This is a genomic window from Streptomyces sp. NPDC012508, assembly GCF_042902595.1.
Taxonomy (GTDB): Bacteria; Actinomycetota; Actinomycetes; order Streptomycetales; family Streptomycetaceae; genus Streptomyces.
The window spans coordinates 342587-356557 of the sequence record NZ_JBIBEO010000007.1; the positions used below are offsets into that span (position 1 = coordinate 342587).

At 70.0% G+C, this 13971-nt stretch carries 12 protein-coding genes; 4 read left to right on the forward strand and 8 right to left on the reverse strand.

From position 1 onward, the window contains the following. The first annotated feature begins 5 nt into the window (after positions 1-5). The gene (locus ACFY8U_RS25100; protein WP_389573806.1) at positions 6-218 is read left to right on the forward strand and encodes an acyl-CoA carboxylase subunit epsilon; all 213 of its coding nucleotides are present in this window, start codon (positions 6-8) and stop codon (positions 216-218) included. A 148-nt stretch (positions 219-366) separates the two neighbouring features. Here the strand turns inward: ACFY8U_RS25100 and ACFY8U_RS25105 are convergent, their stop codons facing one another. The 8 genes from ACFY8U_RS25105 to ACFY8U_RS25140 all read right to left on the reverse strand — a co-directional run bounded on the left by ACFY8U_RS25105 (position 367) and on the right by ACFY8U_RS25140 (position 10787). Further along, complete coding sequence (locus tag ACFY8U_RS25105) at positions 367-948, reverse strand: ATP/GTP-binding protein (protein ID WP_050791473.1); 582 nt, start codon at positions 946-948, stop codon at positions 367-369. After that, entirely contained in the window at positions 929-1501 is a 573-nt protein-coding gene (locus ACFY8U_RS25110) for a DUF742 domain-containing protein (RefSeq protein WP_361603807.1), read from the reverse strand. The genes ACFY8U_RS25105 and ACFY8U_RS25110 overlap by 20 nt, the downstream gene beginning before the upstream one ends. Before the next feature lie 93 nt (positions 1502-1594). Continuing rightward, the gene (locus ACFY8U_RS25115) at positions 1595-2008 is read right to left on the reverse strand and encodes a roadblock/LC7 domain-containing protein (protein ID WP_005311461.1); all 414 of its coding nucleotides are present in this window, start codon (positions 2006-2008) and stop codon (positions 1595-1597) included. A 7-nt stretch (positions 2009-2015) separates the two neighbouring features. Beyond that, positions 2016-5228, reverse strand: a complete 3213-nt coding sequence (locus tag ACFY8U_RS25120) for a nitrate- and nitrite sensing domain-containing protein (RefSeq protein WP_389573810.1) — start codon at positions 5226-5228, stop codon at positions 2016-2018. A 340-nt stretch (positions 5229-5568) separates the two neighbouring features. After that, entirely contained in the window at positions 5569-6162 is a 594-nt protein-coding gene (locus ACFY8U_RS25125; RefSeq protein WP_361603801.1) for an ATP/GTP-binding protein, read from the reverse strand. Next, positions 6143-6550: a DUF742 domain-containing protein gene (locus tag ACFY8U_RS25130; RefSeq protein ID WP_361434534.1), complete on the reverse strand. Its 408-nt coding sequence runs from the start codon at positions 6548-6550 to the stop codon at positions 6143-6145. Before ACFY8U_RS25130 ends, ACFY8U_RS25125 begins: the two co-directional genes overlap by 20 nt. 130 nt (positions 6551-6680) lie before the next feature. Beyond that, complete coding sequence (locus ACFY8U_RS25135; protein WP_030325548.1) at positions 6681-7094, reverse strand: roadblock/LC7 domain-containing protein; 414 nt, start codon at positions 7092-7094, stop codon at positions 6681-6683. 9 nt (positions 7095-7103) lie between these two features. Continuing rightward, positions 7104-10787: a nitrate- and nitrite sensing domain-containing protein gene (locus ACFY8U_RS25140; protein WP_389573815.1), complete on the reverse strand. Its 3684-nt coding sequence runs from the start codon at positions 10785-10787 to the stop codon at positions 7104-7106. Between the two features lie 551 nt (positions 10788-11338). Here ACFY8U_RS25140 and ACFY8U_RS25145 point away from each other — a divergent pair. The 3 genes from ACFY8U_RS25145 (at position 11339) to gltX (ending at position 13911) form a co-directional block, all read left to right on the forward strand. Further along, positions 11339-11527: a hypothetical protein gene (locus tag ACFY8U_RS25145; RefSeq protein WP_361603846.1), complete on the forward strand. Its 189-nt coding sequence runs from the start codon at positions 11339-11341 to the stop codon at positions 11525-11527. A 130-nt stretch (positions 11528-11657) separates the two neighbouring features. Further along, complete coding sequence (locus ACFY8U_RS25150; RefSeq protein ID WP_389573817.1) at positions 11658-12443, forward strand: fumarylacetoacetate hydrolase family protein; 786 nt, start codon at positions 11658-11660, stop codon at positions 12441-12443. Beyond that, positions 12436-13911 carry a glutamate--tRNA ligase gene (gltX, locus tag ACFY8U_RS25155; protein ID WP_389573820.1) on the forward strand — a complete coding sequence of 492 codons (1476 nt, stop codon included), beginning with the start codon at positions 12436-12438 and terminating at the stop codon, positions 13909-13911. The genes ACFY8U_RS25150 and gltX overlap by 8 nt, the downstream gene beginning before the upstream one ends. The last annotated feature ends 60 nt before the right edge of the window (positions 13912-13971 follow it).

Sequence of the window (13971 nt, forward strand, 5' to 3'; positions counted from 1 at the left end):
CAGACGTGACCACGCCTGCCACAGCCAACCTTCTCCGAGTCGAGAAGGGCCACGCCGACCCCGAGGAGCTGGCCGCCATCACCGCGGTCCTCCTGGCCCGCGCGGCGGCCCAGCCCGCCGACGACGCCGCGACCTCCCACCACGGCCGCTCCACGGCCGGCTGGCGCCGCCTGGAACGCCAGTCGGGCTTCCGCCCCTCCCACTCCTGGCAGGGCTGACCCCAGCCGCACAGAAGGCCCCCGCTCCGGCACGGAGCGGGGGCCTTCCGCATGCGTGCCCAGGTTCCCGGCCCCGGTACAGCGAGAGGGCCCGTCCGCACCGGATCGGTGCGGACGGGCCCTCTCGTACAGGCAGCGCGGCGGAGACCTACCGCAGGCGGGCCATCAGGGCGTGCTCGACCAGGGTGATGAGCGCGCTCTTGGCGTCCGCGCGGTGGCGGGCGTCCGTCGTGATGATCGGCGTGTCCGGGCCGATCTGGAGGGCCTCACGGACCTCCTCCGGGTTGTACGGCTGGTGACCGTCGAACCCGTTCAGGGCGATGACGAACGGCAGGCCGCTGTTCTCGAAGTAGTCGACCGCGGGGAAGCAGTCGGCGAGACGGCGGGTGTCCACGAGCACGACGGCGCCGATGGCGCCGCGGACCAGGTCGTCCCACATGAACCAGAAGCGGTCCTGACCGGGCGTACCGAAGAGGTACAGGATCAGGTCCTGGTCCAGGGTGATACGGCCGAAGTCCATCGCGACAGTCGTCGTCGTCTTGTCGCCGGTGTGCGTGAGGTCGTCGATGCCCGCGGACGCAGACGTCATGACGGCCTCGGTACGCAGCGGGTTGATCTCCGAGACGGCGCCGACGAACGTGGTCTTGCCCACGCCGAAGCCACCCGCCACCACGATCTTCGCGCTGGTGGTTGAACGGGCCGCGCCGCCGCTAGAGCTTGCGAAGTCCACTGAGCACCCTTTCGAGCAGTGTCACGTCTGGCTGACCGCCGGCGGCCTCGTCGCCGCCGGGCTGGTGGATGGCGACAAGTCCGGCCTCGGCCAGGTCGGCGACGAGAATCCGGGCAACGCCGAGAGGAATGGAGAGTAGTGCCGAGATCTCGGCCACCGACTTGATCTCGAAGCACAGCTGGCAGATCCGCTGGTGCTCGGGCAACTGCCCCTGCAGCCGTGACGGATCGGCCGTCGTACTGACCAGCGCCTCGATGGCGAGCTGGTAACGCGGCCGGGTCCGGCCGCCGGTCATGGCATACGGGCGCACGAGCGGGTTGTTGCTCCCGCCCTGCCTGCCCGCACCACGCGGACCGCCCGCGCCCGCACCGCCCTGGCCGCGCTGGGCGGCGGGGCCGCCCACGGACGCCGACGGCGCCTGCGGGGCCTGGTAGGGCTGCTGCGTGCCCTGTCTGCTCGGGGCAGAGGGGAAGTTGAACCGGTTCTGCGCGGCTTCTCCCTGTGCGTGCGCGTCAAAACCGTTGTACGGGTGTCCGCCCGGGGGTGTCCCCACGTCTCCTCCTCCGACTGCCTCGCGGTCCATGTCCCTGTGGAGCCGCGCCACCGCACCTTACGGTGCGGTGGCGTGAAACGCACTGTCTGTCTGTTAGTTGAGAAGACTTCCCTGAAGTTCCGCCCGGAGGTCAGGCGTCAGGACACTGCCCGCACGGTCGACGAGCAGAGCCATCTCGTAGCCCACGAGACCGATGTCGGCCTCCGGGTGCGCGAGTACGGCCAGCGAGGAGCCGTCCGAGATCGACATGATGAAGAGGAAGCCGCGCTCCATCTCCACGACGGTCTGGTTGACCGCACCGCCCTCGAAGATCCGGGACGCGCCCGCGGTCAGCGAAGTCAGTCCGGAGGCGACGGCCGCCAGCTGGTCGGCTCGGTCCCGGGGGAAACCCTCGGACATCGCCAGCAGGAGTCCGTCGGCGGAGACCACCACCGTGTGGGACACCCCAGGGGTGTTGTCCACGAAGTTGGTGATCAACCAGTTCAGATTCTGCGCCGCCTGGCTCATGCTCACACTAACGCTCCTGGTTGTAGGTACTGCCCGGGCCGAGGCCCGATCCGTTCGTGTCCGTTCCCGCGGTCCGTCCCTGCTGGACACCGCGGCGCAGGTTGCTCAACCTGCCCCGCACGTCCTCAGGAGCGCGGGAGACCTGGGGGCCGCCCTGAGGGGTCTGCTCCGCCGTGCCCTCGACCAGATTGGCCTTCGGGACCCGCTTCGGAAGACCGGAGGAGGTGACCCCGCCCGCCTTCGGGTCGCGGAGCTTCTCGGCCCGCTGCCAGCGCTCGTCGTTGGTCGAGCGCCACTCTTCGGTGCCTTCGGCCTGGTTCTGCTGCGCCGGCGCCGACTGCTGGACCGGCTGCTGGGCCGACCGCGTCGGCAGGGGCTGCTGCGCGGGCTGCGAGGCCTGCGGAGCGCTGCTGCCACGACGCGGCAGACCGGCGTCGGTCATCGCGTGGCCGGCGTCCGGGGTGGGGTTCGGAGCCGAACCCGGACGGTCGAAGCCTACGCGCTCAGGAGCCGCTTCGGGAGCGCTGGGGGCAGATTCCGATTCCGTTCCGTACGGCTGCTCGTAGCCGCCCTGGTACGTGGCCTGACCCTGCCACTCGCCCTGCTGCGCCTGGGGCTCGTAGGCGTTGTCGTACGCGACCTGGCCGTTGTCCTGGGCCGGGTAGCCGGATTCCGCATAGGGCTGCTCGGAGTAGCCGCCGGCAGGCTGCGCATAGCCGTCGTAGCTCTGCTCCGGGTAGGCGTAGCCGTCGTGCTGCTGGCCGTACTCGCCGGCGTACTCCTGCTGTCCGTACTGCTGCTCCTGGGCGTACTCCTGCTCGCGCTCGTGCTGTACGTAGCCCTGCTGCGAAGCGTCCATCTCGTCGCGGAACAGCGGACGCTCGCCGCCCTGCGCCTGCGACTCCAGGGCCGCCCTGCGCTCCTCGCGCATCAGCGAACGGTTCACCGGGTCGAGCTGGCGGTCGTCCGCCGGCTGCTCGTAGCGGGAGTCGTCGAAGCCGAGCTCCGCCGCCGTCCGCATCTGCGGCTGCGCGGGCTCGAAGGCGTGCTGCTGCTGTTGCGGGATGATCTGCGAGACCGTGAAGTCGTTCTCGGGGAGCTGCTCGCCACCACCACCGTGGGTGATCGCGTCGGGCAGCATGACCAGCGAGGTCGTACCGGCCTGCTCGCCCGAGGGGCGGAGCTGGACGCGGACGCCGTGCCGGTCGGCCAGCCGGCCGACCACGAACAGGCCCATGCGCTGCGAGACGGCGGCGTCCACGGTCGGCGGGTTGGCCAGCTTGTGGTTGATGTCCGCGAAGTCCTCGGCGGTGAGGCCGATGCCCTTGTCGTGGATCTCGACCATCACGCGGCCGTCGGGCAGCCGGGTCGCGGTGACGCGGACCTTGGTCTGCGGGGAGGAGAACGTGGTGGCGTTCTCCAGGAGCTCGGCGAGCAGGTGCACGAGGTCGGTCACGGCCTGGCCGTGGATCTCGGCCTCCGGGACACCGGCGAGCTCGATGCGCTCGTACTGCTCCACCTCGGAGGAGGCGGCGCGCATCACGTCGACCAGCGGCACCGGCTGGTCCCAGCGGCGGCCCGGCTCCTCGCCGGCGAGGACGAGGAGGTTCTCGCCGTTGCGGCGCATACGGGTGGCCAGGTGGTCCAGCTTGAAGAGGTTCTCCAGCTGGTCCGGGTCGGCCTCGTTGTTCTCCAGGTCGGTGATGAGGGTCAGCTGGCCCTCGATCAGCGACTGGTTGCGGCGCGAGAGGTTGGTGAAGATCGCGTTGACGTTGCCCCGCAGCATGGCCTGCTCGGCGGCGAGCCGCACGGCCTCGCGGTGGACCTGGTCGAAGGCGCGGGCGATCTCGCCGATCTCGTCCTGGGTGTCGATCGGGATCGGCTGGACACGGGTGTCCACGCGGCCCGGCTCGGTCCGGGAGAGCTGGTCGACGAGCATCGGCAGGCGCTGCTCGGCGACGGCGAAGGCGGCGGTGCGCAGCTCGCGCATCGAGCGGCTCATCTGGCGGGCCATCATCCCGGCGATGATGAAGGCGGCGAGCAGAGCGATGACGGTGATGCCACCGGTGACGTAGGCGTCGGTCTGGGCGTCCGAGGAGATGTCGGCCGCCTCGGTCACGGCCTTGTCGACGAGCTCCTTCTCGACCTCGGTGTAGCCGTCGAACTTGCCGGTGGCCACGGCCATCCAGGTCTCGGGCGTGATGCCCTTCTTCTGGAGGTCCTCGATCGCGTCGGCGTCCTTGGCGGAACCGATCTCCTTGGCCATACCGGTGAAGACGGAGCCATCGGGGCCCTTGGGCAGCGTGATCCCGGCCGCCTCCATCCTCTTGGCGCCCTCGGCGGCCTTGCCCGCCATGACCTCCTTCAGCCGGTCCACGTCAGCCTGCGTACCGCCGGAGTTGTACTCGCCGAGGGCGATCTGCTCCAGGTAGTTGTACGAGTTGAACGCCACCGACTGCTGGGCGAAGACGTCGCCCTTCTGGCTGGGGCGGACGAGGAGCTGGGTGCCGATCGAGCGCTGGAGCGACGCGGCGCCCTTGGCGAGCTGCACGGCGTAGAGCGTGCGGCCGTAGGCGGTGACGTTGGTCGTTCCGAGACCGAGCTCGTTGGAGAACTCCATCAGGTAGTGCTGGACGCCGGTGTACCCGAGCTGGGTGTTCACGGGGTCCAGGGCCCGCGTGTACGCGGCCTGGCGGAGCTTCTCGAGCTTGGGTATCTCGTCCTGGAACAGCTTCAGGCGGCGCTCGAGGCCCTCGCCCTCCGGCATGTCCTTGATGGCCTCGTCGAACTTGACCCTGGCGGCGTCGGTGGCGGCGTACGCCTGGGCCACCTCGTCGCTCTTGCGGTCCTCGGCGGACTTCGCCGTCAGCAGGGGAGCGGCGGTCAGGTCACGCTCGTTGAGCAGGGCCTGGCTGTACTCCGAGGCGGCGCGCACGATGAGCGCCGTCTTCTCGGCGTTCTGGGCCTCCTGCCAGGTGTTGATCGCCCCGTTCACCTGGAAGCCGCCCATGACGAGGCCGACCAGCACGGGTATGAGCAGGATCGCGTTCAGCCTGGTCGGTACCCGCCAGTTACGGGGGGACAGCTTGCTGGAGCTCCCCTTGCCGCCGACGGCAGCAGGCGTCGCGGGCACCTCCGCGGGCGGCGCCACCATGCGCGCCGGCGGCGTGAAGTTGCCTCGCGCCTGCTGCTCCGCGGAGCTTTCCTTGCTTCGCCTCACTCGACCAACAACCTCTCGGCGTCGGCACCTACGTTGTGCCGGTGTTTCGTTCAGGGCCGTACTACTCGGGAGTTCATGAATTGCAGCACGTGAAGGGGGTCCCCTCCAAACAGTGCTGAGCTTCGGTTTTCGTCGCTCCAACCCCCAGATAAAACGGGCATAAAGAACGAGCCCCGCCAAAAGACGGGGCTCATGTGAGCGCAGCGGTACCGATCGGATGCGTCGGGTGTCCGTCGCGGTGCAATTCTCTGTCGAAACGTTATGAACCCGGGGGCGGACCGTGGCAAAGGACACAGGCCGCCCCCTCAAATGACGTACGACAACTTCCGTACGCGTTCTCCTACTTGAGTCGTGCCATCAACGCGTGCTCCACCAGCGTGATCAGCGCGCTCTTGGCGTCGGCACGGTGGCGGGCGTCGGTGGTGATGATCGGGGTGCCCGGCCCGATCTGGAGGGCCTCGCGGACCTCCTCCGGCGTATACGGCTGATGCCCCTCGAAACCGTTCAGGGCGACGACGAACGGCAGGCCGCTGTTCTCGAAGTAGTCGACCGCGGGGAAGCAGTCGGCGAGACGGCGGGTGTCCACGAGCACGACGGCGCCGATGGCGCCGCGGACCAGGTCGTCCCACATGAACCAGAAGCGGTCCTGGCCCGGCGTACCGAAGAGGTACAGGATCAGGTCCTGGTCCAGGGTGATACGGCCGAAGTCCATCGCCACCGTGGTGGTGGTCTTGTCGCCGGTGTGCGTCAGGTCGTCGATACCGGCCGACGCCGAGGTCATCACGGCCTCGGTACGCAGCGGGTTGATCTCCGAGACGGCGCCGACGAACGTGGTCTTGCCGACGCCGAAGCCGCCCGCCACCACGATCTTCGCGCTGGTGGTCGACCGGGCGGCCTGAGGACCGGGGCCGCCGCTAGATCTTCCGAAGTCCACTGAGCACCCTTTCGAGCAGTGTCACGTCCGGCGTGCCGCCGGCCTCTCCGTTGCCCGGCTGGTGGATGGCCACCATGCCCGCCTCCGCCAGGTCGGCGACGAGGATCCGGGCCACACCGAGCGGCATCGACAGGAGCGCCGAGACCTCCGCCACCGACTTGACCTCACGGCAGAGGTGGCAGATCCGCTGGTGCTCGGGGAGCAGGGTGGCGAGGTGCGCCGGGTCGGCCGTGGTGCTGACCAGGGCCTCTATGGCGAGTTGGTACCGCGGCCGGGTCCGGCCGCCGGTCATCGCATAGGGCCGGACCAGCGGCTGGTCGCCCTCAAGTCCGTACGACTCGTCGAGAGAGCCGCCGTACGGATCGTGAGAGGCGGGGGGCGGGGTCATGAATCCTCCGGGCGTGACGGCACGAGGTCATGCCGTTCGATGGGGCCGGTGGGGGGCCGGGTGGGGCGGCCGGACGGTTTCTTGAAGCCCAGGGCGGCACGGAGGGGCGTGCCGCCCTGTCGATACGTGTCTAGTGCAGCAGGCTCCCCTGGAGCTCGGCACGGAGGTCCGGGGTGAGGACGCTGCCGGCCCGGTCGACCAGGAGCGTCATCTCGTAGCCCACGAGGCCGATGTCGCACTCCGGGTGCGCCAGCACGGCCAGCGAGGAACCGTCGGACACGGACATCAGGAAGAGGAAGCCGCGCTCCATCTCCACGACCGTCTGGGCGACGGGGCCGCCCTCGAAGATCCGGGACGCTCCCGCGGTCAGCGAGGTCAGTCCCGACGCGACCGCCGCCAGCTGATCGGCGCGGTCACGGGGGAATCCTTCCGACATCGCAAGGAGCAGACCGTCGGCGGAGACCACCACCGTGTGGGACACCCCAGGGGTGTTGTCCACGAAGTTGGTGATCAACCAGTTCAGATTCTGCGCAGCCTGGCTCATCGCGCTCAACTAGTGCTCCTGCTGGTGGGTGGGGCCGACGTGGAAACTACCGGTTGTGGAGTTTCCCGCCTGGCGGCCCTGCTGGATGCCGCGGCGCAGATTGGTGAGCCGGCCACGGACGTCATCGGGTGCACGCGAGACCTGCGGGCCGGCCGTGTTGGCCTGCTCCTGCGCGGTCCCGGGTACGAGGTTGGCACGCGGCACGCGCTTCGGCAGCCCGGAGGTGGTGATGCCACCGGCCGCGGGCTTGCGGACCCGCTCGGCCTGGCGCACCAGCTCGTCGTTGGGCGAGGTCCGCCAGGAGGCGGGACCGCCCTGCTGCTGACCGCTGTTGCCGCCGGCCGGAGCGGCGGGGCGCCGCTGGGCCGGGGGAGCGGACGGGCCCTGCGGCGCCTGCGGCGCCTGCCGGGCGTCCTGGCCCATGCCGTTGGTGAGCTGCTGGTCCTGGCCGCCCTGCTGCTGGCCGCCCTGGCTCTGGTGGAACCAGTTCGTCTCCAGCGTGTCGTACAGCGGGGTACGAGCGTCGGCGGAGCTGCCGGCCGGAGGCAGGGCCTCGGGCTGGCGGGGCTGCTGAAGCTGGGGCTGCTGGGGCTGCTGCGGCAGGTTCCCGGCCGGGCGGGGCGCACCGTAGTCTCCGCCGCCGCGCTGGCGCGGGGCCGGAGCCTGCGGGGCCTGCTGCTGGTAGCCCTGCGGAGCCTGCTGCTGGCCGAAGTCCGGGCGCGGGAACTGGGCGGTGGACGCCGGGTCCTGCGGTCCGGGCTGGTAGGCCTGCGGGGCCTGCTGCTGCCGGCCGAGGTCGGGGCGCGGGAACTGGCCCGTGGAACCCGGTCCCTGAGGCGCCGACGGACGGGCGTACTGGCCCGTGTTCTCCGGCTCCTCGTGACCGCGCGGGGCGTCCAGCGGCGACATGTCCTGCTGCGGGCGGCGGACCGGCTGCGCCTGGTCGTTGCCCCAGCTCGTGGACCCCGGGCGCTGCTGCTGCGGGTTGCCCCCGGGCAGCTCGGCGCGCGGGAAACCGCCCTGGCCGGGACGGCCGCCCTGCGGGGCCTGGTTGCCCTGACCCTGCTGCTGCGGCTGCTGACCCTGGCCCTGCTGCTGGCCCTGGCCCTGGTTGCCCTGGCCCTGGTTGGGCTGTCCGCCCCAGACGTCCGTACGGGACGGGATGGCGCTCTGCGCGCCGCCGAAGCCACCGGTGCCGAGGCCCGGCCGCTGGGGCTCCGCGGAGACCTGCGGCATCTGCGCCGTCGGCTGGCCGCCCTGCTGCTGCGACTGCTGAGGTGCCTGGCCCTGCGGGCCGTTCTGGCGCGGCGCGCCGTCACGGCCCGGCAGCGCGGCCCGCGGACCGCTTCCGGCGCCGACCTGGCCACGGGCGGGGGCCGCACCGGCACCGATCCGGCCGGCGGACGACGCCGACGGCGGCCCACCGAGGCCCGGACGGGCACCCGAACCGGGAGCGCCGGCCGTGCCGGGACCGCCGGCCAGCCGGCCACCGGGAGCGGACGGACCCTGCGGCATCGCGCCCTGGCCGCCGGGGCCCGGCTTGGGAGCCGGCTTCTTGCCGCCCTGGGCGACGTCGACCGGGAGCATGACGAGCGCGGTGGTGCCGCCGGAGTCCGACGGGCGCAGCTGGATCCGGATGCCGTGTCGCAGGGACAGGCGGCCGACCACGAACAGACCCATGCGGCGGGAGACGGAGACGTCCACGGTCGGCGGCGAGGCGAGCCGCTCGTTGATCGCGGCGAGGTCCTCGGGGGAGAGGCCGATGCCGGTGTCGTGGATCTCGACGAGCACCCGGCCGTCGGGCAGCGCGTGACCGGTGACGCGGACCTTCGTCTGCGGCGAGGAGAACGAGGTGGCGTTCTCCAGCAGCTCGGCGAGGAGGTGCACGAGGTCGTTGACGACGCGGCCGGCGACCTCGGTCGCGGGGACGGCGGCCAGTTCGATGCGCTCGTACTGCTCCACCTCGGAGGCGGCGGCACGGAGCACGTCGACCAGCGGGACCGGGCGGGTCCACCGGCGGCCCGGCTCCTCACCCGCGAGGACGAGGAGGTTCTCACCGTTACGGCGCATGCGGGTGGCGAGGTGGTCGAGCTTGAAGAGCGAGGAGAGCTGGTCCGGGTCGGCCTCGCGGGACTCCAGCTCGGAGATGAGCGAGAGCTGACGCTGGATAAGACCCTGGGAGCGGCGCGAGAGGTTGGTGAACATCGCGTTGACGTTGCCCCGGAGGAGGGCCTGCTCGGCGGCGAGGCGGACCGCCTCGCGGTGCACGTCGTCGAAGGCCGCGGCCACCTGGCCGATCTCGTCCCGGGAGTGGACACCGACGGACTCGACGGAGGTGTCGACGTCCTGCGGGTCGGCCTCGGAGAGCTGCTTGACGAGCTCGGGCAGACGGTCCTGGGCGACCTTCGTGGCGGTGTCCTGGAGTCGCCGCAGCGACCGGATCATGGACCGGGCCACGACGAAGGCGCCGACGAGGGAGACACCGAGGACGAGGAGGATCAGGGCACCGTTGATGATCGCTTCGCGCTGCGACTCCGCGCGCAGCTCACGGGCCTTGGTCTCCATCTTGTCGAGGAGGTCGGCCTCGATCTTGTTCATGGCCTGGATCTTGGTGCCGTACTCGTCCGTGAAGTTGAGGTAACCGCGCGGGGCGCGGCCGGCCAGACCGGAGTCGTTGCTGAGCACCCGGTCCGCGTACTTGTCGGCGGCGTCGATGGACGGGTTGCCGGTGCTCAGCGAGCTGGTCAGCGCGTCGGCGTCGCCGCCAGCCGACTCGAAGATGGTCTGGAACTGCTTGAGTTCCACCTTCTCGCCCTGCTGGGCGGCGTAACCGTAGAGACGGTCACCGGGCTCCAGCTTGCCGGTCCGGCTGTCGTTCGCCGGGAGCGCGGAGGCGATGATCGCCTGCTGGACGGAGGCGTACTCCTTGGCGGACGAGAAGGCCGCGAGGGCCCGGGTCCGCTTGATCATCTCGGGGTTGCTGGTCGCCTGCGCCATGTCCTGGGAGAGGCTGAGCAGCGAGCGGATGAGCCGGCTGTACGCCTCGACCGTCACCGAGCGCGCGACGCCGTCCTTGTACGCCTCCTGGCGGATGCCGCCGATCTGGACGACCTGGGAGGCGATCTGGCTGACGTTCTGACGGATGCTCTGCAGCGCCTCGTCGCCCTCGGTGGCCGGGATCTCCGAGGTGGCGTCCATGAACGCCTTCTGGGCCCGGTCGGTGTTCTTCCGCGGGTTGGCGATCTGGTAGTCGTTGGCCGACTTGCCGTTGGCCAGCGGACCGGCGGAGAGGTCGCGCTCGGCCTGGAGGGCCTTGGCGAGGTCCGTCGCCTCTTCGGTCAGCTTGGTCAGCAGCTGCATGTGGTCGAGCTGCTCCATGTCCTGGAGCGACTCGCTGATACGGATACCGCCGAGGCTGGTGGCCGCGACCACGGGGAGGGTCAGCAGGGCGACCAGACGCGTCGAGATGCGCCAGTTGCGCAGGGCTATTCGAGGCCCGACCTCGTTCTCCGCCCTGGGCTTCTTGGCGGCCGGAGCGGTGGACTCGGAGGCGGCGGCCGTCGGGCCGTCACCGCCTGCCGCACCCTGACCGGGGTTCTGGGCGTGCTGGGCCGAGGAACCGCGGTCGGTCCCGGCGCGAGGCTCCTGCTCCGCGGCAGCGTTGCTGCCATCCCTCTTGAATCGTCCCTGCACTAGCGTCGCAACCTCTGGACCAGGCGTCCTTCCGCGTGAACGGATTCGGACGGTGTCGGCGTCTCGGGACGCGAATGCGCCCCAGTGGTGGTCGTCGTGACCGGCGCAGTTCCCCCTTCCCCGCCGCTCACCCGGCGCTGCGTTGCGCCCCCTGCGCGCCGGCTTGAAACCCGCGGCGGTGCGTGGAATTCCAGCACAGTGCCGGATCTCCAACAAGGCCCGCGTGTCGGCCACCGGACTGCATGACAACCCGTGAACGGGGTGTCACCCCATGTAGAAGATGATCACGGATGAATCGGATTTATTACCCCCAAAGGTTCATGGAGTCCGAGTGTCCCAGTCGACATGATCAGGAGCGGAATCAAGCATTCAGTGGGGAAATGTCCGGTTGCTTGACCCTGAGGAGCGGTCCGTAATGTCGGAATCATCCCACCCGTGGTGAGCAAACTCACACAGTGATCGATGTCTTCCCCATGCATTCGAAGGGAATTGCGCGTTTAGCCTGACGCTTTACACGACCCCCCGTTCTGTAGAGGCCTTCCGCGATGACGATGAAGACGACGATGCTGCTCCGCTCCACGGCCAACCCCCGCCGCACCACGCTCGCCCACCTCGAGGACGCCGAGCAGCTCGGCCGGGGCGCGCAGCTGGAGCACACCCTCGAGCTCCCCACCCAGACGGCCAACCCCCGCCGCACGGTTCTCATGAACGCCCCCGAGGCGGCGCTGCCCGCACAGTAGCCGGGCGTCGGCGCCCCTTTTCGGGCGGCTCGCCTCCGAGGCGCTCCAGCGTCTCACTCGCCCCGCCCCTTGCCGCGTTAGCCTGGAGCGTCAGACTCCAGCCAGTACCAAGTGAGGGGCGACAGCACTCGTGCGCATCGCCAGATTCTCCATCGACGGCAATGTCGCCTTCGGCGCCGTCGAGGGCGAGGGAACCGTCGAGTCCGGCGGCCTTGTCCTCGACATCATCAAGGGCATCCCGTACACCGACTTCGAGCTGAGCGGCACGAAGGTCCCGCTCAGCAAGGTACGGCTCCTGCCGCCCGTGCTCCCCAACAAGGTCGTGGCCATCGGCCGCAACTACGCGGAGCACGCTGCCGAACTCGGCAACGAGGTCCCCGACGTACCGGTCGCCTTCTTCAAGCCGACCACCTCCGTGATCGGCCCCGGCGACGCCATCGAGTACCCCTCCTTCTCGAACGAACTGCACCACGAGGCCGAACTGGCCGTGGTCATCGGCCGTATGTGCCGCGAGGTTCCGCGCGAGCGGGTCAAGGACGTCGTGTTCGGCTACACCTGCGCCAACGACGTCACCGCCCGCGACGCGCAAGCGCGCGAGAAGCAGTGGGCCCGGGCCAAGGGCTTCGACACCAGCTGCCCGCTGGGCCCCTGGGTCGAGACGGACCTCGACCCGAGCGACCTCACCATCCAGGCCACGGTCAACGGCGAACAGCGCCAGCTCGGTCGTACGAGCGACATGGTCCGCTCCATCGAGGACCTGATCGTCCACATCACCGAGGCCATGACGCTGCTCCCGGGCGACGTCATCCTCACCGGCACTCCGGCCGGGGTCGGCCCCCTCAACGTCGGCGACGAGGTCGCCGTCACCATCGAAGGCATCGGCACTCTCACCAACAAGGTGATCAAGCGTGGCTAACGCGAATATCCGCGTCCGTTTCTGTCCCTCGCCGACCGGCAACCCCCACGTGGGTCTGGTCCGCACCGCCCTCTTCAACTGGGCCTTCGCCCGGCACAACGAGGGCACCATGGTCTTCCGTATCGAGGACACCGACGCGGCGCGCGACTCCGAGGAGTCGTACAACCAGCTGCTCGACTCGATGCGCTGGCTCGGTCTCGACTGGGACGAGGGCCCGGAGATCGGTGGCCCGCACGAGCCGTACCGCCAGTCGCAGCGGATGGACCTCTACAAGGACGTCGCCCAGAAGCTGCTCGACGCCGGGCACGCGTACCACTGCTTCTGCACCGCCGTGGAGCTCGAGGCCCGTCGTGACGCCGCCCGCCTGGCCGGCAAGCCCTCGGGCTACGACGGCACCTGCCGCAACCTGAGCGCCGAGCGCATCGAGCGCTACCGCGCCGAGGGCCGCGAGTCGATCGTCCGCTTCAAGATGCCCGACGAGCCGATCACCTTCACCGACCTGGTCCGCGGCGAGCTCACCTTCACCCCGGACAACGTCCCGGACTACGGCATCGTGCGCGCCAACGGCGCCCCGCTGTACACCCTGGTCAACCCGGTCGACGACGCGCTGATGGAGATCACCCACGTCCTGCGCGGCGAGGACCTGCTCTCCTCCACCCCGCGCCAGATCGCGCTCTACAAGGCGTTGATCGAGCTGGGCGTCGCCAAGGAGATCCCCGCCTTCGGTCACCTGCCGTACGTGATGGGCGAGGGCAACAAGAAGCTCTCCAAGCGCGACCCGCAGGCCTCCCTCAACCTCTACCGGGAGCGCGGTTTCCTCCCCGAGGGCCTCCTGAACTACCTCTCGCTCCTGGGCTGGTCGTTCTCGGCGGACCAGGACATCTTCACCATCGAGCAGATGATCGAGAAGTTCGACATCGCCGACGTGAACGCCAACCCGGCGCGCTTCGACCTGAAGAAGGCCGAGTCGATCAACGCCGACCACATCCGCATGCTGGACGTGAAGGCCTTCGCCGCGGCCTGCGAGCCCTGGCTGAGCGCCCCCCACGCCAACTGGGCCGCGGAGGACTTCGACCGTGCCGCGTGGGAGGCCATCGCCACGCACGCCCAGACCCGCGTCACGGTCCTCTCGGACATCACGGCCAACGTGGACTTCCTCTTCCTGCCCGAGCCGGTCTTCGACCAGCCCTCGTGGGACAAGGCTATGAAGGGCGAGCCGGCGGCCCTCCTGACCACCGCCCGCGCCAAGCTGGAGACGGCCGACTGGAGCGACCCCGAGTCCCTCAAGAACGCCGTCCTGGCCGCCGGCGAGGAGCACGGCCTGAAGCTCGGCAAGGCCCAGGCCCCGGTCCGCGTCGCGGTCACGGGCCGCACGGTCGGCCTCCCGCTCTTCGAGTCCCTGGAGATCCTGGGCAAGGAGAAGACCCTGACCCGCATCGACGCGGCGCTGGCCAAGCTGGCCGCGTAAGGGTCCCGGATACGTGAGAAGGGGCGCCGGCCATCTGGCCGGCGCCCCTTCGGCGTTCCG